The organism is Roseinatronobacter sp. NSM, assembly GCF_052379845.1.
GTDB lineage: Bacteria > Pseudomonadota > Alphaproteobacteria > Rhodobacterales > Rhodobacteraceae > Roseinatronobacter.
In genome coordinates this window covers 38,063-58,817 of the sequence record NZ_JBQTCF010000023.1, presented here as the reverse complement: position 1 = coordinate 58,817, position 20,755 = coordinate 38,063, and the positions used below count along the sequence as shown (strand labels likewise).

General features: G+C 56.7%; 16 protein-coding genes and 2 pseudogenes. 9 read left to right on the top strand and 9 right to left on the bottom strand.

What is annotated here, in order from left to right; all coding sequences use genetic code 11:
* Window positions 1–29: 29 nt before the first annotated feature.
* Complete coding sequence (locus tag ACTZWY_RS13225) at window positions 30–1,751, top strand: GMC family oxidoreductase (RefSeq protein WP_444791183.1); 1,722 nt, start codon at window positions 30–32, stop codon at window positions 1,749–1,751.
* A 294-nt stretch (window positions 1,752–2,045) separates the two neighbouring features.
* Here ACTZWY_RS13225 and ACTZWY_RS13220 read toward each other — a convergent pair whose 3' ends face one another.
* Window positions 2,046–2,684: a hypothetical protein gene (locus ACTZWY_RS13220; RefSeq protein WP_444791182.1), complete on the bottom strand. Its 639-nt coding sequence runs from the start codon at window positions 2,682–2,684 to the stop codon at window positions 2,046–2,048.
* Window positions 2,685–2,984: 300 nt separating this feature from the next.
* A pseudogene (locus ACTZWY_RS13215) lies at window positions 2,985–4,151 on the bottom strand (IS701 family transposase); the annotation flags it as partial.
* A 15-nt stretch (window positions 4,152–4,166) separates the two neighbouring features.
* On the opposite strand from ACTZWY_RS13215, the pseudogene ACTZWY_RS13210 reads away from it, so the two are divergent.
* Window positions 4,167–4,701: pseudogene (locus ACTZWY_RS13210) on the top strand (IS5 family transposase).
* 199 nt (window positions 4,702–4,900) lie between these two features.
* Here the strand turns inward: ACTZWY_RS13210 and ACTZWY_RS13205 are convergent.
* Window positions 4,901–5,824: an electron transfer flavoprotein subunit alpha/FixB family protein gene (locus tag ACTZWY_RS13205; RefSeq protein ID WP_444791181.1), complete on the bottom strand. Its 924-nt coding sequence runs from the start codon at window positions 5,822–5,824 to the stop codon at window positions 4,901–4,903.
* Complete coding sequence (locus ACTZWY_RS13200; protein ID WP_444791180.1) at window positions 5,824–6,585, bottom strand: electron transfer flavoprotein subunit beta/FixA family protein; 762 nt, start codon at window positions 6,583–6,585, stop codon at window positions 5,824–5,826. The genes ACTZWY_RS13205 and ACTZWY_RS13200 overlap by 1 nt, the downstream gene beginning before the upstream one ends.
* 526 nt (window positions 6,586–7,111) lie before the next feature.
* On the opposite strand from ACTZWY_RS13200, the gene ACTZWY_RS13195 reads away from it, so the two are divergent.
* The 6 genes from ACTZWY_RS13195 to ACTZWY_RS13170 all read left to right on the top strand — a co-directional run bounded on the left by ACTZWY_RS13195 (window position 7,112) and on the right by ACTZWY_RS13170 (window position 14,827).
* On the top strand, window positions 7,112–8,311 hold the full coding sequence (locus ACTZWY_RS13195) for a CaiB/BaiF CoA transferase family protein (RefSeq protein ID WP_444791179.1): 1,200 nt from the start codon (window positions 7,112–7,114) through the stop codon (window positions 8,309–8,311).
* Between the two features lie 450 nt (window positions 8,312–8,761).
* Complete coding sequence (locus ACTZWY_RS13190) at window positions 8,762–9,835, top strand: sugar ABC transporter substrate-binding protein (RefSeq protein ID WP_444791178.1); 1,074 nt, start codon at window positions 8,762–8,764, stop codon at window positions 9,833–9,835.
* 116 nt (window positions 9,836–9,951) lie between these two features.
* A complete protein-coding gene (locus ACTZWY_RS13185; protein ID WP_444791177.1) occupies window positions 9,952–10,905 on the top strand; it encodes an ABC transporter permease in 954 nt (317 codons plus the stop codon).
* Entirely contained in the window at window positions 10,902–12,419 is a 1,518-nt protein-coding gene (locus ACTZWY_RS13180) for a sugar ABC transporter ATP-binding protein (RefSeq protein ID WP_444791176.1), read from the top strand. The genes ACTZWY_RS13185 and ACTZWY_RS13180 overlap by 4 nt, the downstream gene beginning before the upstream one ends.
* Before the next feature lie 9 nt (window positions 12,420–12,428).
* Complete coding sequence (locus ACTZWY_RS13175; protein WP_444791175.1) at window positions 12,429–13,376, top strand: ABC transporter permease; 948 nt, start codon at window positions 12,429–12,431, stop codon at window positions 13,374–13,376.
* Entirely contained in the window at window positions 13,373–14,827 is a 1,455-nt protein-coding gene (locus ACTZWY_RS13170; RefSeq protein ID WP_444791174.1) for an NAD-dependent succinate-semialdehyde dehydrogenase, read from the top strand. Before ACTZWY_RS13175 ends, ACTZWY_RS13170 begins: the two co-directional genes overlap by 4 nt.
* Window positions 14,828–15,000: 173 nt before the next feature.
* On the opposite strand, the gene ACTZWY_RS13165 is transcribed toward ACTZWY_RS13170, so the two are convergent.
* A complete protein-coding gene (locus ACTZWY_RS13165; RefSeq protein ID WP_444791173.1) occupies window positions 15,001–15,426 on the bottom strand; it encodes a riboflavin kinase in 426 nt (141 codons plus the stop codon).
* Window positions 15,427–15,620: 194 nt separating this feature from the next.
* Between ACTZWY_RS13165 and ACTZWY_RS13160 the strand changes: the two genes are divergently transcribed.
* Window positions 15,621–16,409 (top strand): SDR family NAD(P)-dependent oxidoreductase, encoded by a 789-nt coding sequence (locus ACTZWY_RS13160; RefSeq protein ID WP_444791172.1) that lies wholly within the window; start codon window positions 15,621–15,623, stop codon window positions 16,407–16,409.
* 37 nt (window positions 16,410–16,446) lie between these two features.
* On the opposite strand, the gene ACTZWY_RS13155 is transcribed toward ACTZWY_RS13160, so the two are convergent.
* The 4 genes from ACTZWY_RS13155 to ACTZWY_RS13140 all read right to left on the bottom strand — a co-directional run bounded on the left by ACTZWY_RS13155 (window position 16,447) and on the right by ACTZWY_RS13140 (window position 20,752).
* The gene (locus ACTZWY_RS13155) at window positions 16,447–18,306 is read right to left on the bottom strand and encodes a sigma-54-dependent Fis family transcriptional regulator (protein WP_444791171.1); all 1,860 of its coding nucleotides are present in this window, start codon (window positions 18,304–18,306) and stop codon (window positions 16,447–16,449) included.
* A gap of 50 nt (window positions 18,307–18,356) precedes the next feature.
* A complete protein-coding gene (locus tag ACTZWY_RS13150) occupies window positions 18,357–18,899 on the bottom strand; it encodes a flavin reductase family protein (RefSeq protein ID WP_444791170.1) in 543 nt (180 codons plus the stop codon).
* Between the two features lie 221 nt (window positions 18,900–19,120).
* Window positions 19,121–20,209, bottom strand: a complete 1,089-nt coding sequence (locus ACTZWY_RS13145) for an LLM class flavin-dependent oxidoreductase (protein WP_444791169.1) — start codon at window positions 20,207–20,209, stop codon at window positions 19,121–19,123.
* A 66-nt stretch (window positions 20,210–20,275) separates the two neighbouring features.
* Window positions 20,276–20,752 carry a flavin reductase family protein gene (locus tag ACTZWY_RS13140; protein WP_444791197.1) on the bottom strand — a complete coding sequence of 159 codons (477 nt, stop codon included), beginning with the start codon at window positions 20,750–20,752 and terminating at the stop codon, window positions 20,276–20,278.
* Window positions 20,753–20,755 lie beyond the last annotated feature (3 nt).

Sequence of the window (20,755 nt, the reverse complement as noted above, 5' to 3'; positions counted from 1 at the left end):
TCAACGGGACAACAAGGGGGGAGAACGAGATGGACAGATCAAGGGATCGGACACTTGAGCGGCTGGAACATGCCGTCATCGCAGGGAAGCTATCGCGGCGAGCTTTTGTGACAACGGCATTGGCCTCCGGCATGATCGGGGCCGTGCCGTTGCGTGCGCTTGCTGATGAGCTGGAAACCATCAGGCAGGTGCAGACCGATCGCGTACAAAACCTAGCGGGGGGCTATGACTACATTATTGTCGGGTCGGGCAGCGCCGGTTGTGCGTTGGCGGGGACACTGGCAGAACGAACCGATGGCAACATCTTGGTAATCGAAGCGGGTGATTGGGATACCGCGCCATCCATTGATGACCCGCGCGTCTGGTTCACCAATCTGGGCACTGAACGCGACTGGGGCGATGTTGCAATTCCGGGCGCAGGCGTGAACGGGCGAGCCATCCCCGAACATATGGGGCGTGTTGTCGGCGGCGGTTCAAGCATCAACGCAACGATCTGGGCACGACCGACCAAGGCGGATATGGACCATTGGGCCGAGGTCACCGGCGATGCATCCTGGAATTACGAAGCCAGCCGCGAGATATATAAACGCATGGAAAACTGGCAGGGCACGCCGAACGCGGAATTCCGCGGCACGGATGGCCCGGTCTGGGTTCAGCCCGCACAGGGGCTTTTGCCGCTTGTCCACGCGTCGCTCGAGGCGGCTGCGGAAATCGGCCTGCCTGTCACCGATGACCTGAACACGGATCGCGAGATTACCGGCAACGGATTTGGGCTGATGAACCAGATCATCAAGGATAACCGCCGCAATTCCATGGCGAGGGCGTTTCTGTATCCTGCATTGGCGCGCGGGAATGTCACACTTCTTGTCAACACCCATGTCAACCGGGTTCTGATCGAAAACGGCACGGCTGTCGGCGTTGAATGTCAGCGGGGCGATGAAACTCTTGTCTTCCATGCTGACCGCGAAATCATCCTTTCGGCAGGTGGTTTCAACACGCCTAAACTGATGATGCTCAGCGGGATTGGCGCTGAAACCGAGCTTGCCGCTGCGAATATCGAAACCGTGATGCACGCACCCGAAGTCGGCAAGAATGTGCAGGAGCATATTCTGCATGGCGGCTGTTTGTTTGAAGCCCCCGAACCCATAGAACATCGCAACAGCGCGGCGAATATGTCGGGCTACTTGAAAACCGATTCCTCTCTGGACCTGCCTGATGTCAGCGTGGTTCAGATCGAAATCCCCTATGCAAGTGATGTTGTCGCAGATGAATATGCGATTGAGAATCCCGGCAACACATGGGCGCTGTGCGGTGGCCTTGTTGCTCCGAAAAGCCGCGGAACTGTCCGGCTGGCATCAAATGATCCATCCGCGCGACCGGTGATCGATATGCAGTTTCTTAGCCATCCGGACGATGTGACATATCTTGAACGTTCTATTAAAGTCGCACGCGAGATCGCGCACGCACCAGCGCTGAAAGACCATGTGGTGAAGGAAATTGCTCCTGGCAAAGAACTGGAGGGGGAAGAACTAGCCCATTTCGTGCGTAGCGGCGCGACGACATATTTTCACGCGTCGGGGGCGTGTCGGATGGGGGCGGATGACCGTGCCGTCGTGGACAGCAAGCTGCGTGTCAACGGCATTCGGAACCTGCGCATCGCCGACAGCACAATTATGCCGCGCATCGTTTCAGTGCCAACCATGCCAGCCTGTGCCATGATCGGCATCAAGATGGCAGATATGTTGGCCTGATCGCCGTCATTACTAAAGGATCGTCGGCATGAGCCCTGTCTTGGTGCCGACGAGCATGTGCGTATAGATGAAGTTATCCTGGAAGTCGGTATTTTTGTGCCGAGCAGGGTCTGCAACGATCTACGCATGTGGTCGGCCATGTCATCAGCGCCGTGTTGTGAGCGCAAGTTAACCTGCACGTTCTGGGTTTTGTCCTGATCTGCGAATTTCTTAGGGATTGAAATTATATCGAATTCTATACTGATGACCATGTTGAATTTTATTTGCGGCTACAGAGAATATTCATTCTTTAACTTAAGAAGTTACATTATCGATCCTGAGGTTTTCGAAAAAACCATCGGTCCCAATGTCAACCCAAAGCCCAATTTGACCAGCAGCAGGCGAGACTTTTCCTTCTCCCTCCATTGTGAGTGCTCCATCAATCATTGCCTTAAAGTTTCGCCCTCGAAGCTCAATTTTCAGATTATGCCATCGATTTAATGCAATGTCTGCGGCGGCTTCATAACGACCAGGGTCTTCCTCACGGAGTGTGTCAAAAGGCCAATCTGGAAATGAGTAGTACTGAATGCCGCGCTGGTTTCGCGGTGGAGCTGGAGAGTAGCAGATACCATTCGCAGGACGAATATAAATGGATTCATATGCTGAAAGATCACTCTGTACCCTGTAGGCTATCCCTATAAACCCTCGTGCGTACTCTGGTGCGTCTGGCAAAAGGCGCGCACAAAGATCAATCTCTATCACACCATCTTCCAGCACATATGGAAGTAACAAAAAGCTGGGTTTATCCACAAAATCTACACCAAACTTTCCCAAGCGGCTATCTTCGTCAAGCGAAATCCTTAACGTATTTCGACCATCTAATTTAGCTTGAACTGCGATAATTTTATTCTTGACGCTTCCTTGAGGAATTATATCGAGTGGATAATGTGCCATTAAGCCTATCCTATTGTTCACATAGCTGAGTAGTGCGGGATATATTGAAAGCCAGAAGATTATTACAAACTACAGTGCGCGTCAACATAACTGCTTAGTACTACAGTTGCATATGATATCGTATTTTCCGATGGGCTGTGGAGGCTGCGCCTTGGTGGCGTCGTCGCCATAGAGACCAAGCCCAGATGAATCTTGCGGTGGGGACGGGACGCGGTAACAAACGGGCCAAAAGGTATCGGATTTCTGCCGTGGTGAGCGCATGGGCCCGTCTTGGGTCCAGATCGCCGCAACGGGATCGTCCGGACTCGTTTTGTTCGGCTTGGGCAAATCCGAACGGCGGTGATCAGCGCCAAGGCGCGCAAGGAAGGCAGCGGCGGCCATGACAAGGCTGATGTGGCGATGCCAGCCATGCCATGATCGGGCTTCGCAATGGTCGAGGCCGAGATCGTCCTTGGCGCGCAGGAAGTACTCCTTGATCGTCCAAAGCAATCCAGCGGCGGCGGCGAGTTCTGCCAGTGTTGTTTCCGAGCGAGCATAGGCAAAATAATATGCAATTGCGCCCGGATCGCGCAGGCTGCGCCTTTCCAGAAGCCAGCGGGCAAACCCGTTCGGAGCCTGATATTTGAACTGGACACGGGCCCAATCATACAATCTGGGTCCCTTTGCACCTTCACCTGCGCTCAACGGTATCCAGGCGTCATCGGGCAGCGCGGCAATCATCGTGACCGGGTCAGTCTGGATCAGCGTCCATTCCTCCATGAGCCGCAATGTCTGATTGCTGCGCACCGCCAGCACGTATGACTGCTGGCGCTCCTCCAGCATATGCCGGAACCGATAATCCGCACCGTAGACGGCATCGGCGAGAACAAACGCGCATGGAATACCTTCGTCGAGCAGGCGCGTGACCATCTCACACGCCATGGCTGGCTTGGTGGTGAAGGCAATATCTTCAGGCAAGTGGGCCTCTGCGCGCCGCTCCGGATCATTGGTCCAGGATTTCGGCAGATACAGCTTTCTGTCGATCAGGGCGTGCCCCCAGCGGCTTGCATAGCTCGCAAATACACCGATCTGCCTGTTCTCAATCCGTCCCGCCGTGCCGGAATACTGTTGCGCGCCGCCAACCGAATGAGCGCCTTTCTTGAGGAAAGCTGTTTCATCAATCACAAGAACCCCATCAGGATCAGCGAGGGCTTCAAGCGCGTAGTCGCGAACTCGCTGACACAAAGCATCTGCAGACCAGCTTGATCGGCCCAGCAGCGACTGGATCTTGTAAGGCCGCCCCAGGCCAGCTTCCTCAGCCAGCATCCAACCTGTCTTGCGTTCTGCCCCAGACAAGAGGCCATCGATAAAGGCCCCAGCAGACGCACGCTGTTCAGACCTGATGAAGGCAGATGCAATCCGCGCCTTCATTCCATCGAGCGCTGCGCGCCAATCCGAAACCGCTCCAGCCCAGTCCGATACGGACATCATCAATCCTCTCCAATCGCACAGGCGGGAACGAATCAGATATCCATACTATATGCAACTGTAGTACTAGCTATGGATACGGCCACTTCGGACATCCGCGCTGTGGAATTCACGCCCAGCAGCGCTGGCGATAGTCCTATCTTGCCGGAGTTGATCGATCAGATTCCCGAGGGTGGAGAGATTGGCACAGTGACCGCCGATGGCGCCTATGACACGCGCCGCAGTCACACAGCCATTATAGACAGAAAAGCGACAGCGATCTTCCCGATCCGCAAAAACGGGCGACCATGGAAAGAGGACTGTCCGGCAGCATGCGCCCGCAACGAAACCCTGCGCGCAACCCGGCACTATGGACGGGCATTCTGGAAATGATGGACCGGATACCACGCCCCGAAGCCGGATCGAGGCGAAGATGCGCTGCCTCAAAGCCTTTGGCGAGCGTATCGCGGCAAGAGACCCTGACCGCCAGACCGCCGAAATCCAAATCTGCACCGCACTCATGAACCGCTTCTTGGCCCTCGGCACGGCCGCGATCGTGCACGTAGACTGAACCCAAGGGGAAAGGGGAAGTCACGCCACAAGCGTCAGTTACGCAACAACGGCCCTGCGGATGATAATGTCAGTCTCAATGGGATTGGTTGACTGTAGTACCATGAAGAGATTTCGGCGCCGGTCACTTGATGCCGCAGAACAAGCCACCCACAAACAGTCCACAAGAGATTTATAACGACCATTCAGTGATTTGCTATTCAAAGCGAATCTATGATCTCTGGCACGATGGTTAATAGATCGCCGACCAACCCGTAGTCCGCCACTTGAAAGATCGGCGCTTCCTCGTCCTTGTTTATGGCGACGATGACCTTGCTGTCCTTCATTCCTGCAAGGTGCTGGATCGCGCCGGAAATCCCAATTGCGATATACAGTGTGGGCGCAACCACCTTGCCGGTCTGCCCGACTTGCCAGTCGTTAGGGGCATAGCCGCTGTCCACCGCCGCACGCGACGCACCGACAGCGGCACCTAGCTTGTCAGCCAGTTGTTCGATCAGGGCAAAGTCGGATTGCGACCCGACGCCACGCCCACCCGAGACGACAATGCCCGCGCTGGTGAGTTCCGGACGATCCGATGCGGCGACCTTGTCTTCGACCCAAGCCGAAAGCGAGGCGTCAACCGATGCCGACACAGCCTCGACCACGGCGGTACCGTTGGCACCAACAGCAGCATAGGACGCCGTGCGAACGGTAAAGACCTTTTTCGCATCCGACGATTTCACCGTCTGGATGGCGTTGCCGGCATAGATCGGGCGCTCGAACGTGTGGGCGTCGATCACGTTGGTCACGTCCGAAATCACCATGACGTCCAGAAGGGCGGCCACGCGAGGCAATACGTTCTTGGAAAATGCGTTCGCGGCGGCGGCGATGTGGCTGTAGCCGCCCGCTAGACCTGTAATCAGGGCGGCGGTGGTTTCTGCCATGCCGTGGTCATAAGCAGCGTGATGAGCGTGCAGCACTTTGGCGACGCCGTCCAATTTGGCTGCCTCTGTCGCCGCGGCGGCAGAAGTTCCGGCCACCAGCACATGCACATCGCCCAGCGATGCCACGGCAGCCATCGCCTTGGACATGGCATCAGTCGCCAAAAGCCCGTTATTCACATCGGCAAGAAGAAGAACGGCCATCAGATCACCCCTGCTTCGTCTTTGAGTTTCGCGATCAGTTCGACAACCGAACCGACCTTGACGCCAGCCTTGCGGCCTGCGGGTTCCACGGTTTTTAGAACCGACAGGCGCGGCGTGACATCCACGCCGTAATCGGCGGGCGTCTTGATCACCAAAGGCTTGGCCTTTGCTTTCATGATGTTCGGCAGCGATGCATAGCGTGGGTCGTTCAGGCGGAGGTCCACGGTGACGATCGTCGGCATCTTGACCTTAATGGTCTGCAACCCACCGTCCACTTCGCGGGTGATCACGGCATAATCGCCTTCGACCACCAGTTCGCTGGCAAAGGTGGCCTGCGACCAGCCGAGCAGCGCAGACAGCATCTGACCTGTGGCGTTCATGTCATTGTCGATGGCTTGTTTGCCAGCCAGAACCAGACGGGGGCCTTCGTCCTTGACCACGCCTGCCAGCAGTTTGGCGACGGACAGGGGTTCGATGTCGGTGTGCACATCGGCGGCGGCTTCGATCAGGATGGCGCGATCCGCCCCCATGGCCAGCGCGGTGCGCAGGGTTTCCTGCGCCTGCTTGACGCCTATCGATACGACGACCACTTCCGTCGCGATGCCCTGTTCCTTCAGACGGATCGCCTCTTCGACGGCGATTTCGTCAAAAGGGTTCATCGACATCTTCACGTTTGCCAGATCGACGCCCGATCCGTCCGCCCTGACGCGGACCTTCACGTTATAGTCAATCACCCGTTTGACAGGCACCAATACTTTCATCGATGTATACCCGCGCATTGTTTCATCAAACTAACAAGTCGTCGCTTGCGCGTGGTGAAACAACTGTCCTTCTGCGACATAGGTGGTGAGTCTAGCTGCATCGCGTGATTTCCTGCTGACCTGCAACAGGTGGGTACACCGCTCCATAGGTGCCATGCTGAAAGCCCCATTAGGGTTCAAATCCAGATCAGCATACTGATTTACTGAGGAAATATGCCAATATCACGAAACGCCACATCCGATGCCGCTTGGCTCTGGTTTGCCTAACTTCTGAACAGAACCTGTAAGCATTGTCGCGTGTGCGACATTGCCCGCGGCACCGGTCGCGCCGCTTGGAACGGTTGAAAGGTTCAATGAACCCTCTGACCATACAGAGGGATGCGCAAACCTATGTAGCAAGCCTCTCTTGCAATTTTACGGCAAGCGCCACTCGATCACATTCGTTCCGTAGCCGGCGACATGCCGCGCGGATGAGTCCTAGAAAAATGCGATGGATCCGTCGCGGCACAATTGGCAGTCTATTCTGATGAATTATGAACCCCTGAGCGGTATCCGCGTCCTTGATCTAACAGCCGTTGTTGTCGGCCCTGCGGCGACCTGGCGACTGGGCCAATACGGAGCCGAGATCATAAAGGTTGAAAACCCCGAGGGTGATCTGATGCGCGGCCTTGGCGGGCTTTCCCCGACCGGACAACATGCGGGGGCATATCTCCATCTCAATCGCGGCAAGCGGAACATCTGCCTAGATCTAAAGGCCGAGGGTTCGGCAGAGGTAATGCAACGGCTGATTGCGTGGGCCGATGTGATCGTGGCGAACATGCGTCCCAAGGCGCTGGTACGACTGGGTCTCGATCCTGCAACTGTTCGCGCGCAGCATCCTGAAAAGGTTTACTGCCTACTCACCGGCTATGGGTCCGACGGGCCATATGGTGGGTTTCCCACTTATGACAGCGTAGTCCAAGGGGCCGTTGGTCTTCCTGGGCTGACGATGGCGCGAGACGGGGCGCCGAAATATGTGCCGTTATTGATTTGCGACCACGTTGTCGGTGAAATCGCCGCGGGTGCAATTCTTGCCGCCGTGGTCAACCAACAACGCAAAGGCCAAGGCGTGACGCTGGAAGTCCCAATGTTCGAGACAATGGCAGCGATGGTCCTGCAGGAGCACCTCGCAGCACAAAGCTTCGACCCGCCCGTTGGACCGTATGGCGATCAGCGCCTGCTCAGCCCGCACAATCAGCCGATCAAGACGAAAGACGGTTTTCTTGCTGTCACGATCAATACTGACGCTCAGGTACGCGCCTTTCTGATTGCAACAGATCGGGGCGAACTTGCATCCGATCCGCGCTTTTCAAGTGTGTCGGCAAGAGCAGTCCATGTGGCTGAATGGTTTGAAATTCGTGGCGCGCCTCTCTTGCAGCGAACAAGCACCGAATGGCTGGCAGTCTTTCGCGCAGCCGATCTGGCCGCGATGCCAATCCATTCGATCGAAAGCCTGAGCGAGGATCCTCATCTGACGGCGGTCAACCTTATTTCGCACGAAGAACACCCGACTGAAGGCCGGACAGCCGTCTTGCGAAGCTCGATCCGTGCGGATGACGGTTATTTGCCAACGCGCAGCCCGTCTGCACCGCGCGGCTGGGATACGCGCGCAATCCTAGAAGAGTTGGGCTTCACCGCGCATGAAACAGCGGTGCTCGTTGATCAAGGCGCTGCTGTCGCCCGCTAAGCTAACAAAGTGAAACTGCATCGGTCCGCTGCCAACCACGGTAGCGGATCGTTTTGCATTATACGCACAAGACCACGCTGGGCAGTGTTTCACGGACTGGTCCGAGACAACGTCCCAGATGTCTGAAGGCTACCAACTTTGCGCCACAACTCCCTCGGCCTCAGAGATGGGGGACTGTCGCGTCTGAGACAAGGGCTGCCGCTGGCCGTGCCGCTCATGGGTCAGTGGGCAAATGGTACTGATTCACGCAGCATTCAAGGCGGGAGAGCCGATGACTAAGGGAGGAGGCACACGTACTGCTGGATCGTTTGCCATTCTTCTAGGAGGAAAGGCGCTGACACCCGGCGGGAATGAGCCTTCGCGATACGACTTTCGTGTTTCGTGCGCATTGCGGAGACGTGTGTTCCGAAAGGGGCGCTCCAGAGACAATCACATCAGGGAGGTACTGAAATGATCTTGAACAAACTTTCGACACTTGGTCTGACGGCAGCGTTCGTCGCCGTAGCGTCCACGGCAGCCTTTGCCCAGGTCGACACTTCGAAGAAACTCCACCTTGGCGTCGGCAACACCAGCGCCGAGTACTGGACCCAGATGATCTGGGGCGCGACACAGGTCATGGAGTCTGTCGGCGGCACAGTCCAAGTCATCAGCAACGACTTCGACCCGCAGAAATCGCTGCAGAACATCGGCGCAATCACTGCGGCGGGCTGCGAGGGTTGCATCTTTACATGGTTCCCGGATTCGCCCGCCTTCACCAAGGTCTTCGTTGAAAGGATCGCCGACGCCGGCGGTGTCATCACCACATTGTGGAACCGTGCCGAGGAAATCCACCCTTGGGATACCGCCCCCGAGGCATGGGTTGCCAACATCTCGTTCGATGGCGTGGATGCAGGTTACCAGAATGGCATGGCTCTCTGCAGAGCTTTGAATGGCGAAGGCGAGATCGTTGTTCTGCAAGGTGTTCTCGACAATGCTCCGGCCAAGCAGCGGACGATGGGTCTTGAGAAGGCAGTCGCTGAATGCCCTGGCATGACCATTCTCGATATGCAGGTCGCCAGCTGGCAGCAGGCTCCGGCTCAGGACATTATGCGCACCTGGCTGACCAAATACGGCGACCGTATCAAAGGCGTTTTTGGCCAGAATGATGCGATGGCCCTCGGTGCTGTGGCAGCACTACGTGAGGCTGGCCTCAGCGGCAAAGTGTTCGTTACCGGCAGTGATGGGACAACCGACCTTGTGAAGTTGATCGAAACCGGCGAAGCACTTTCAACGATGAGCGGCCTGAACGAATATCAGGGCGCGATTGCGGCTGCGATGGCTTACGGCGTGCGGGTCGGCGACATCCAACTGGCGGACCTTAGCGAAGCACAGCGTGACTTCAACGTACAGCAAATTCTGATCACCAAGGAAAACGCCACCGAGTTCCTCGCGCGCCGTCCTGACCCGGCCGAATTTACCTACGAAGCGATCACGGCTGATATCTGGGCAAAATCCGCAGGGCAAATCCCGCCCGGTGTGAACTGAAATCAGAGGCGAGGCAGGCAGCGGCATGGCCACACTGCCTGCGCGTCAGTGGGCTCCCCCGTAAGTGGGGAGCCCGTCTTTACCAGCCGTTAGCTCAGATGAGGTGGACATCCCCGATGTCGAAACTTGTTCAAACCCAAGGACCCCTGCTCGCACTTCTGGTTCTGGTCCTTCTGTTCTCGATCTTCTCCGAGAACTTCGCATCTCTTCCCAATCTGGCAGCCATTCTAGAGGCTGCAGCCATTCCTGCCATCGTAGCAATCGGATTGACGTTCGTTTTGCTACAGGCGTCGATTGATTTGTCTGTTGAGGGTGTCGCATCATTTGCGAACGTCCTTCTGTCGATCACGATCGCCAATTCCGTCACGACGACCGATCTCGGTCTCTGGGCCATTCCTTTTGTGATTGGCACCGGTATCCTGATTGGTACCACAAGTTCGATTATTTCCATCTATGTGCGGATGCCGTCGTTGATCGTGACCTTGGGCATGTGGCTGACCACGGTTGGTCTCGCCGCGTTGGCCTTTCCGGGTCAGTTGCCGCAAATTCTGGATACGCGGATCACTGTCGTGGCCCTAGACAAGCAATGGGGTCTGAGCTGGATCGTCTATATCGCGCTCGTCTTGATTTTTTTCTCCATCCTTGTGGAAAAACACACCCGCTTCGGTCGTCTTTCCCGCGCCATCGGCGAAAACGAGGCCGTTCTGATCATGTCTGGCATCAAGGTGAATCGGCACAAGATCGGCGCCTTCGCCCTGGCTGGCGCCTGCTACGCGCTGGCGGGCATCCTGTTGGCCGCACGGCTCGGCGTGGGCAATCCAATCTCCGGTGTCGGGCTCTTGTTCCCTTCTATCGCGGCCTGCGTTCTGGGCGGCACTCTTTTATCCGGCGGTCATGGCGGCATCAGGCAATCGATGATCGGTGTGCTGATCCTAGTGACGCTTCGCAACGGATTGATCCAGATCGGCGTCGACCCGCTTCTGCAAAGTGCGCTGGAAGGCGCTGTCATCATTGTCGCCGTCGCCGGATCGACCTGGCATCTGCGCCGCAAGATCAGGGTGATCAAATGACCGCCGCATTCTCTTTGAAAGGCATCAGCAAACGCTTTGGCGAAGTGACCGCACTAGACAATGTCAGCCTCTCGCTGAACGAAGGCGAGGTACTTGGCCTGATCGGGCAAAATGGATCGGGCAAATCGACAATTATGAAAGTGATGGCCGGTTTGCACCGTCCCGACACCGGCACGATCCACGTCGGTGGCAAGGTCGTCCAACTCCGCTCTCCGCTCGAAGCGGCACGGGCGGGCATCGGCCTTGTGCATCAAGAACAGTCGCTTATCACCTCGCTTACGGTAGCGGAGAACCTGTTTCTCGACAAATCGGCAGCCTCGTCTCGGCTGGGTATCTATCGCTGGGACAACCTACGCGACCGCGCCAAGCAGCAACTCGACAAGGTCGAACTGGATATAGACCCTTTTACGCCCGTGTCAGAGTTGAGCTTCGGACAAAGGCAGATGGTCGAACTGGCCAAGGTTCTCTCGCTGGAAGAACTGGTCCAAGGCCATCTTGTCATCCTATTCGACGAACCGACCGCAGTTTTGAACCCGCCCGAGATACAGTCCTTGTTCAGCCAAATCCGTAGGATCAAGCATCGATCATCGGTGGTCTTCGTTTCACACCGGATGGACGAGATCCTCGACATTTCGGATAGGGTCTATGTGATGAGCGACGGTCGCAACGTCGCCGACCGCGATAAGGCCCATGTCAATGTCGACGAGCTTTACGAGTTAATGGTGGGCAAGCAGCGGGTTAACCGCGCGGACAGAAAGCCTAGAGTGGCAAAAATCAGTGCCGAACCGGCCCTGACCCTAAGAGATGTTACAGTTCCAGGCGCGATCGAGAACATCAGTCTGACACTTGCTCCAGGTGAAATCCTCGGATTGATCGGAGTGCAGGGTTCGGGCGCAGAAACCATTCTGCGCACCGTGTTCGGTATGGCTGACAATTGGAGCGGCCAGATCGACTACTTCGGCCGACCGCTGAAAATCGACAGCCCATCCGAGGCAGTTGACAAAGGCATCGGCTATTTGCCCGCAGAGCGTAAGACCGAAGGGATGATCCGCAACACCTCGGTCTCCGAAAACGTTGCAATCACTTATGGCTGGCAACATGGTCCCGGCGCAGGAGTGATTTCAAGGGCACGGGAACGCGGAATGATCGAAAGCTGGGTTTCCAAACTTGGCATCAAGACGCCATCCATAGGGCACCGGATCGACAACCTGTCAGGTGGCAACCAGCAAAAGGCTGTTTTGTCAAAATGGCTATTCGGGAAGACGTTGAAAGTCCTGATGCTCGACCATCCTACCCGCGGGCTCGATCCCGGCGCACGGTCGGACCTGTTTTCAGTGATCCGCGAACTTGCCGATCAGGGTCTGGCGATCCTGCTCGTTGGCGACACGCTGGACGAAGTTCTGACCTTGTCAGATTCGATCATCGTGATGAAGGACGGCCAAATTAGCGCCCGGATCGAAAGCGTGCAGGCATCACCACCATCTGAAGAAGAACTCGTCAAGGCAATGGTCTAGGGGAAAGCCATGAACAAAGACTATCTTTTGAACGTACTGCGACGTTACGGAGCGCTGCTGGTATTGGCATTTATATTGATCGCAGTATCGACCGCAGCGCCCGGCCTTCTGCGCTGGCGCGCCATGAACTCGCTGCTGCAGGACAATGCGCCTTTGCTGATTTTGATCATCGGGGCAACGTTTCCTATTCTGCTCGGCTGTCTCGATCTATCAATAGCCGCCATGGCCTCACTTGCGGCGGTTGTTGCCGCGATTCTTTCGCCCGTGCTTGGGTCCGGAAGCGTTCTGGTGGTCGTTGCTGGGGCTTCGGTCATCGGCGGGCTACAAGGCTGGCTCATCGGTCGCTTTCAAGTGCCATCTTTCGTCATCTCGCTCGGCGCACTTGGAATATTCAAGGGCGTCGCCATGTATCTGACCGGTGCGACCATGGTCGGTATAGCACCGGGCGTAGTGGTCTATGACCTACTAGGTGGACGCAGTTTTGGCGTCTCCAACTCGTTCATTCTGGTCCTTGTCATGGCCAGCGTCTTTGCATCCGTTCTGAAGTTCACGAACCTCGGCCGCCACATCTACGCCTTTGGCGCAAATGAGGTGGCGGTCTACATCTCGGGTGTCCGCCGCGATCTGGTGCGCAGCTTCGCGTTTGCTGCGTCGGCTGGTTGTGCGGCGCTCGGTGGGATCATGATGGTCTCGCAAACTATGTTCGCCGGCCCGACGATGGCAAACAGCCTGCTTTTGCCCGCCCTCGTAGGCGTCGTGGTAGGTGGCACGGCTATTTCCGGTGGTGTTGGAGGAGTACTTTCAAGCCTAATCGGTGGCCTCATCGCCATTCTGATCCGCGTCGGCGTCACGATTTCAGGTCTGCCGCCGGAAAGTCAGGACGTCGCTTTTGGCATCGTTATTCTCATCGCCGTGGCACTGACCACTGACCGCGCCAAGATTGGCCTAGTCAAATGATCCAGAAGAAAGAAATTAGCATGTATGCCCAAGCAGGATTGATCATTGGCGGCGAAACCCGTTCCAAGGGCAGCGCTGGAGTACTTGAAGTTACCGATCCAGCAACAGACGACGTTTTGGGAAGTTTGCCGAAAGCGGGCTTGCCAGAGGTTTCCGAGTCTGCCGCTGCGTCCCTGCAAGGCTTTGCGGATTGGTCGGCGTTTTCACCTTATGAGCGCTCGAAAATCCTGCGTCGTGCGGCCGACTTGATGCGTGCAAGGGCCGAAGAAGCTGCGCGCTGCTTGACAATGGAACAGGGCAAACCCCTCGCCCAAGCACGGCTTGAATGGGCCAACTCGGCCGATCTGCTCGATTGGTTCGCCGAAGAAGGGCGCCGAATCTATGGCCGGGTCATCGCGGGCCGTGTTGCTGACTCCGACCTGAGAGTATTGCGAAAACCCGTCGGACCAGTGGCAGCATTGGCGCCATGGAACTTCCCGGCTTGGGGCATGATGCAGAAGATCGCCCCTGCGCTCGCTTCCGGCTGCTCGGTCGTGGCAAAGCCCTCCGAGGCGACGCCTGTCACCACATGGCACATCGCGATGTGCCTTTTGGAAGCGGGCCTGCCGCCGCGGGCGATCAGTGTGATCTGGGGCAGTTCTTCGCTGATTTCTGAAGCGCTGATCAAAGCGCCCGAAATTCGCAAGGTCACGCTGACGGGTTCAACACGTGTGGGCCGCATCGTGGCTGCGATGGCCGGTGAGTATCTCAAAAAGGTGACGATGGAGCTCGGCGGCCATGCCCCCGTGATCGTCGCACGCGACGCCGATATGTCGAAGCTGATCCCAATGGCTGCCCAATGGAAATTCCGAAACGCGGGACAAGTCTGTGTGTCACCGACGCGCTTTCTTGTCGAAAACGCTGTCTATGACGAATTTGTGGATGGTCTCGCGACTGCCGCCACGAAAGTCTCGGTCGGCCACGGACTTGAAGAAGGCATCACAATGGGCCCGCTTTGCACCCGCAGCCAACGCAACGTGATCTCGGCCATGGTCGCAGATGCGCGGGCCAAAGGAGCGCGCATCGTGGCTGGAGGCGATGCCATCGGCAACATAGGTAATTTCCACGCAGCGACCGTCGTGGCCGAGGCTCATCCCGACCTTATCGCGATGAACGACGAACCTTTCGGCCCGCTGGCTCTTATCTCACGCATCAACTCGATCGACGAAGGCTTGGCCGAAGCGAATCGAATGCCCGTAGGCCTAGCGTCCTATGCCTTCACTTCGAACGTTCACACTGCCGCCAAGATCTCGCGTTCGGTTCGGGCGGGGATGCTGGGCATCAACCACTTTTCCATGGGCTTGCCCGAAACGCCCTTCGGCGGAGTCCTCGACAGTGGCTTTGGGTCTGAAGGTGGCATTGAGGGGATCGAAGCCTATACCTCGCCAATGCTCGTCTCGGCGATGGTCTAGAAAAGGAACAGACTGCAACGGGCAGCAGAGCCAAGGCTGCCCGTTTCTTAAAATCGCGAGTCCAGACCGAAACCGCGGTCGAAATTCTGAACCCTTCCAATCTGTGTGTGGGGTTACTGCGCAACAGCCCCTTGCCGGAGTTCTACTTAAATCTCCGCACCAGTAAAGTTCGATCAGCCTAAACCAATCCTACGTACAGAACTGCACAGCTCCTTTGACAAATGCGCAGACAACTCCCGTACCTTTGTCAGATCATTGCACATGGTAGCCACCAACTCGTCGACCGAAGTGAAGCGCAATTCTGGCCGGATGAATATGGTTAGCAGGACCTCGATTTCCCGCCCGTAGATGTCTTCCTTAAAATCGAGAATATGGGTCTCTATCCGTTGGTCCGCCCCTTCGAACGTCGGTCTTGTTCCGTAGGACGTGACGGAGAGCCAGATCTTATCCTCACTTTCGATCCGGGTTTCTGACGCGTAGACGCCGTATTCCATCCCTGGAAGTTCGCCATTGATGTTCGCGGTCGGAAAGCCGAGCACTCTGCCGCGCTTGTCGCCATGCGCCACGACACCGCGCAATCTGATAGGAAGCATGTTCATAGTGTTCCTCTTTGGCCGCGCTGGCGGCCTCCATCCCCCAATCATCCTAGAAACCTGTCCGCATCGAGCAATTGTGCGTCTGAGACAGTGTCAGGTCGCCAGCTTGCCGCGATTGATCCAATTGTTCCAAAGACACCCGCGTGGTTGCTTGTGTTTGGCCCCACAGGGGCCGCAAACTTAAGCGGGAGGAACGGATGTCACAATTTTCACTGGAAGGCCGGATCGCACTTGTTACCGGCGGTGGGCGCGGTATCGGGTTGGGGATCGCAACCAGCCTTGCGCAAGCGGGTGCCGATGTGGTGATCGCGGATTATACCAAGGAACTGGCCGAAGCGGGTGCCCATGCAGTCAGCCAGTTGGGGCGGCGCAGTGCGGCGCTTCAGGTCGATGTGCGCAAGCCCGACAGCGTCAAAGCCATGATCGATGCCACTGTGAAACAGTTCGGCCGCCTCGACATCGCTATGAACAACGCAGGCGTTGTAAGCCTCGGCGGGATCGGTGAATTAACCGTCGAACAGTGGGATGATTGCATCAACATCAACCTGCGCGGAGTATTCCTCTGCACGCAGGCCGAAGTTGCGGTCATGCGGAAGCAAAAATTCGGCCGCATCATCAACACGGCCTCGATTGCGGGCAAAGTCGGCTTCCCCGCACTGTCGCATTATTCCGCTACTAAATTCGGAGTCATCGGCTTCACCAATGCTGTCGCCAAGGAAGTGGCGCAAGAAGGCATCACCGTGAATGCACTTTGCCCTGGGATTGTCGGAACCGGCATGTGGCGTGGCGAGACAGGGCTTTCAGGAAAGTGGGCACTGCCGGGCGAAAGCGAAGAAGCGTCGTGGGAGCGCCATCAGAAAATCTTCCTGCCGCAGGGTGTTGCCCAGACCCCCGAAGATATGGGCCAGATGGTTGTCTACCTTGCATGCGCGCCGCATGTCACTGGCCAAGCTCTTGCCGTAGATGGCGGTTTTTCGCTGGGCTGAAGAAGAAAGCCCGGAGCCTTGGCTCCGGGCGCCTATGCTAGGCCTCGCCGCGGGCTTTTTGTATCTGGATCTTGCGGTAAAGCGTTGCCCGCGAAACCCCCAGATAACGAGCGGTCAAGGAGACGTTTCCGCCGTTATAGCGCAGCGCTGCTTCGATTTTCGACGCCTCAGACTGCGAGCGGGCTGTCAAATCCTTGCGGGAAAGCTCTTCGACGATGTTGTCAGGCAAATGCTCCAGCCCGATTTGCTTTCCATCTGCCAAGGCAACCGCGTGCCGCAACGTGTTTCGCAGTTCGCGCAGGTTTCCGGGCCAGTGGTAATGCAACAAGACCAACCTTGCATCGCTTTCGAGTTCCAAGTTAGGTTTGCCGAGGGCGTTTCGCTCATTGCGGAAAAGTTCGAAAATCGTTTCTTCCAGATCAGGCACACTGCGCAGCGGCGGAAGTCCCACCTGTCCACCCTTCAGCCTATGCGCGAGATCCACTCGCATCCGGTTTTCGCGGACGAGATGGTCGAGTTCATGGGTCGAGATCACGATGACGCCAATGCCGTTTGCGCCGGCTTGCCGGTCATTTTCCAGAACAGCGAGCAGGGCAGTCTGGCTGGCTTCGTCCATCTCGTCGATCCTGTCTACCAACAGACAGGATTTCCCTCCCGAAAGCCGATTTTGTAAAAGCAGACCCAGGTCGCCCTGACTTTGCAGCGAAGCACAATCAATGAAGACGATTTCGCTGTCCTCTCCGAAACAAAACCGCGCCACGGATTTCGCAAAGGCGGTTTTGCCGACCCCTGTTTCACCAGTGATTGCCAGAGGCAGACCAGCAGCTAGCAAGCGCCGTGCCCGATCAAGCGCCTGTGAAAGGATTGGATTGATCCGAAGGGCCTCTTCTGCTAGGTCGACAGTCCGCAATGCGGGCGTGTTCGCAGGTGCGGCAACAAGGCTGATGGAAGACCGGGACGCCGTGTCCGGCAGGCTCAGCATGGCCAGTAAGCTGCGGCCCTGATAGTGGAGCGTGATCGGCGCGTTCGGGCGGATTTCGGAAATCGATCGATCTAGCTCGAATAAATCCTCAGCTGACTGACCCAAAAGTTTTCCGACGTCTTGGCCCAGGAGACTCTGCGTGAACGAAGATCCATCGATCACCCGCCCGTTCTCATCCAAGGCCAAACGGCCCTCTTCCGCAATATCCGCGCCCTCACCACCGTCCAGAATGCGTAGCATAAGGCTGCGTCGGTTAATGTAACCGAAATAGGCGTTTTCAATCCGCAGCGCCGAGCGTTCCACGATTTTCTGGACCATCTGATTCATGCGCGCGTCAGCAGGACGGAGCGTTGTGACGTTGACGATGCTTTCGATAGCCCCATGTCGGCCAAGCACCGGAGCGGTCAGGCAGGTCAGCCGCTGGACTGCCGTACCGTAATGCTCCGAACCAGCGATAATCAAAGGTTTGCCAAGTCGCAAACCCGTCCCCACGCCATTGGTGCCCTGCTGTTCTTCGGTCCAGATCGAACCTGGGATTACCCCCGATACAGCGAGATCGCTCAGATACTGGTAGTCGCAGCGAAACAACACCATCGCGCCCTGCGAAGATGCCAATGATACGATATATTCGCTGTCAACCAACTTCCGGAACAAACTCTCAATCTCGGGCTCTGCAACGCGCATGAACTCTTCGCGTTCTTCCATCTGCATTTTCAATTCAGAATGCGTCAGAACAGAGGCTTTTGGCATAGCATCAGGCAATAGCTTGTAATCCGCCAAACACCGCTTCCACGACTGCTCGATGACATCCGGAAGCCGAGCGTCGGGCGCTCCACGCGCGCGAAGTATGCTTGAAATCTCGCTCGACAGCGGATCAGCGAATCCGCGCGCCTCGATCGCTTCTGTCTCCCACATCTGTGCCCCTCCCAAGACAGTTGATGTGTAGGTCTTACTTGCCGCAAGACCTACACATATTCTCTTCCAGCGAGCCTCGCGGCCCTCCCGTTTATCCACATCAGCGGATCGCGCTGCGCGTTGCGGTATTGGCCGAGTCTAACCCCAATGATCTGACCGATAAACACCGTCTGATCCGCATGAGCGTGCGCGCCATGGACGTCACAAAAGAAACAGGTCAACGCGCTGTCAAGATAAGGCAAATCACCAGGACCGACCGACCAGCGCCCTGTTGTGAAGCGCGATGAGCGAAGATCGCTACGGCTGAACTGTTCAAGTAAATCAATTTCATCTGCAGCGATCTGATTCAAGCAAAAATAGCTTCGATCGCGGATCGCCGGATAGGCAGACGCGCTATGCTTAACCGCTACGATCATGGCTGGTCGATAGGTGGAAAACGGAACGGCTGTGGTGACTGCAAGCCCGTGATTCAACCCGGCTCGATCTCGTGTCGTCAAGATGGATACGTTGACTGCCGTGGCGCGCAATGCCGTGCGCAAGACCTCGGAAAACTCCGGGTCGCCGTCACAGCAAGGAAAGGAAGAGATGCGCATTTTGGTCTTCCCGTGGCGGACCAGATCAATATTTTCAGGCTACGGACAAACTATTGGCTTAAACGTCGCTCGGCTACGTCTATTGTGCAACCTTCATTTGTCTCTTCGAGTCTCATTTGAGACAGGCACATAGGGGTGACTTAAGCGATCACCCACCAATCGAACGTGACCACGCAGAAATAGCGGCGGCGCGGGGAATTGCTTCCCCGCGCCGGGTAGAATCACCCTGCGTTGATGACCGGCAACACATCCTCGGCCAGACGACGCATCGTCAGGCGCTCGCGTTCACGATTCTTGCCAGAACCATCCATTGCCGCTTTCAAAAGCACGTTCCACGGGCCCGAACGTTCGCGCAGCGACATGATCTTGTCGATCACGGTCTTGCGCGATCCGTAAATGACCGAGGCTTTGACGATCGACTCGACGGTCACATCCTTGTCGTCCATCGTCACAATCGGTTTGATGACCGCGGTGTAGTTCGCCACCTTAAGCACTTCCCAAAGGTAGTCGAAGTAGTAGAAGTCCGATCCTTGCGGATCTAGCAGCCAGTCTTCGGCCTGTTCATCGCTGTCAGCAATCAGGATGTTGCGGGCAACCGACCATTCCTTGCCAGTTGGCTTGACGCCCGCTGCCTCGCATCCCTCAAGATACTTGTTCCAGTGGTTGATAACCGTGCTCTCGGGGGCAAAGTTTGCTGTGATCGGCTTCCAGCCCATCTTGATCGCGTGGGCAACTGAGTTGCCGTCCGGCGACATCGACGACAGCGAGATCGGGGGATGCGGCTGCTGCAAGGGTTTTTGCATGTATCCGACGCCAAGTTTCGGAATGATGTTGTCGGTGATCTTGATGTGCCAGTGCTTGCCCTTGATGTCATAGGGCGGGTCTTGCGACCAAATCTGCTTGATCATCCCGATTGATTCAGCGAACTTTTCAGCACGAACACTGCCATCGAGAACGCCGAACAATTCCATGTCCGAGGCGAGTCCACCCGGCCCGATGCCCATGTTGAAGCGACCGTTGGACATGTGGTCGAACTGTGCAACCTGACCCGCCACCTGCGCCGGATGATGATTGGGTAGAGCGATCACTCCCGTACCAAACCGGATATTCTTGGTCTGATTGATCAGCGATGCCATGAACATCATCGGCGCGGTTATTGGCTCGGTCGTAGCCGAATAATGTTCGCCGATCCAAGTTTCCGAAAAGCCCAGTTGATCCGCGTAGATGATCTTTTCGGTGTTTTCAGCAAGCACCTCCAGCAGCGACCGATGCGTGGGGTGCAGTGGCATGTGGAATAGTCCGATTTCCATTGTAGTCCTCCCTAGTTTGCTAGCCCCGAAACGAGGCATTTGTTCTGGCGTCGGTAGTTCCCGATGTCAGATGGTTTGAGGCGTGGCGACGGATACCCGCCTGCCGTTCAGCCAAAGAATGGGCGCGGGCGACCGCGCTATGTCTTGAGGCAGGATCACGTCGTCGACCGTGCCGAAGAAAACTGTGTGCGTTCCGAAATCGTGTGTTTCCGACACACTGCAGACATGGCTGCACAGAGCACCCTTCAGCACTGGCCCGCTGGATCCCGCTTCGACCCAGTCATCTACCTCAAAGCGTCGGTCGCGCATGTCGCTGCGGGCAAACGGCTCTAGCAACGCAGCATGTGACTCGTCCATCAGGTTGATCGTGAAACGGCCGGAACGCATGATCACCGGATGGATTGATGCCGTCCGATTGACTGCGACCATCATAGAAGGCGGGCTCATCGACAGCGATCCGGCGCTCGTTACAGCCATTCCGTGCCATTCGCCTGCGTCGTCGCACGCCGTCACCAACGAAACCGACGAAGCGACGAGCCTCATACT

Excerpts from the sequence above, each read along its gene's own strand:
- ACTZWY_RS13225 (WP_444791183.1), top strand. The coding sequence starts at position 30 with ATGGACAGATCAAGGGATCGGACACTTGAGCGGCTGGAACATGCCGTC.
- ACTZWY_RS13220 (WP_444791182.1), bottom strand. The coding sequence starts at position 2,684 with ATGGCACATTATCCACTCGATATAATTCCTCAAGGAAGCGTCAAGAAT.
- ACTZWY_RS13205 (WP_444791181.1), bottom strand. The coding sequence starts at position 5,824 with ATGGCCGTTCTTCTTCTTGCCGATGTGAATAACGGGCTTTTGGCGACT.
- ACTZWY_RS13200 (WP_444791180.1), bottom strand. The coding sequence starts at position 6,585 with ATGAAAGTATTGGTGCCTGTCAAACGGGTGATTGACTATAACGTGAAG.
- ACTZWY_RS13195 (WP_444791179.1), top strand. The coding sequence starts at position 7,112 with ATGAATTATGAACCCCTGAGCGGTATCCGCGTCCTTGATCTAACAGCC.
- ACTZWY_RS13190 (WP_444791178.1), top strand. The coding sequence starts at position 8,762 with ATGATCTTGAACAAACTTTCGACACTTGGTCTGACGGCAGCGTTCGTC.
- ACTZWY_RS13185 (WP_444791177.1), top strand. The coding sequence starts at position 9,952 with ATGTCGAAACTTGTTCAAACCCAAGGACCCCTGCTCGCACTTCTGGTT.
- ACTZWY_RS13180 (WP_444791176.1), top strand. The coding sequence starts at position 10,902 with ATGACCGCCGCATTCTCTTTGAAAGGCATCAGCAAACGCTTTGGCGAA.
- ACTZWY_RS13175 (WP_444791175.1), top strand. The coding sequence starts at position 12,429 with ATGAACAAAGACTATCTTTTGAACGTACTGCGACGTTACGGAGCGCTG.
- ACTZWY_RS13170 (WP_444791174.1), top strand. The coding sequence starts at position 13,373 with ATGATCCAGAAGAAAGAAATTAGCATGTATGCCCAAGCAGGATTGATC.
- ACTZWY_RS13165 (WP_444791173.1), bottom strand. The coding sequence starts at position 15,426 with ATGAACATGCTTCCTATCAGATTGCGCGGTGTCGTGGCGCATGGCGAC.
- ACTZWY_RS13160 (WP_444791172.1), top strand. The coding sequence starts at position 15,621 with ATGTCACAATTTTCACTGGAAGGCCGGATCGCACTTGTTACCGGCGGT.
- ACTZWY_RS13155 (WP_444791171.1), bottom strand. The coding sequence starts at position 18,306 with ATGTGGGAGACAGAAGCGATCGAGGCGCGCGGATTCGCTGATCCGCTG.
- ACTZWY_RS13150 (WP_444791170.1), bottom strand. The coding sequence starts at position 18,899 with ATGCGCATCTCTTCCTTTCCTTGCTGTGACGGCGACCCGGAGTTTTCC.
- ACTZWY_RS13145 (WP_444791169.1), bottom strand. The coding sequence starts at position 20,209 with ATGGAAATCGGACTATTCCACATGCCACTGCACCCCACGCATCGGTCG.
- ACTZWY_RS13140 (WP_444791197.1), bottom strand. The coding sequence starts at position 20,752 with ATGAGGCTCGTCGCTTCGTCGGTTTCGTTGGTGACGGCGTGCGACGAC.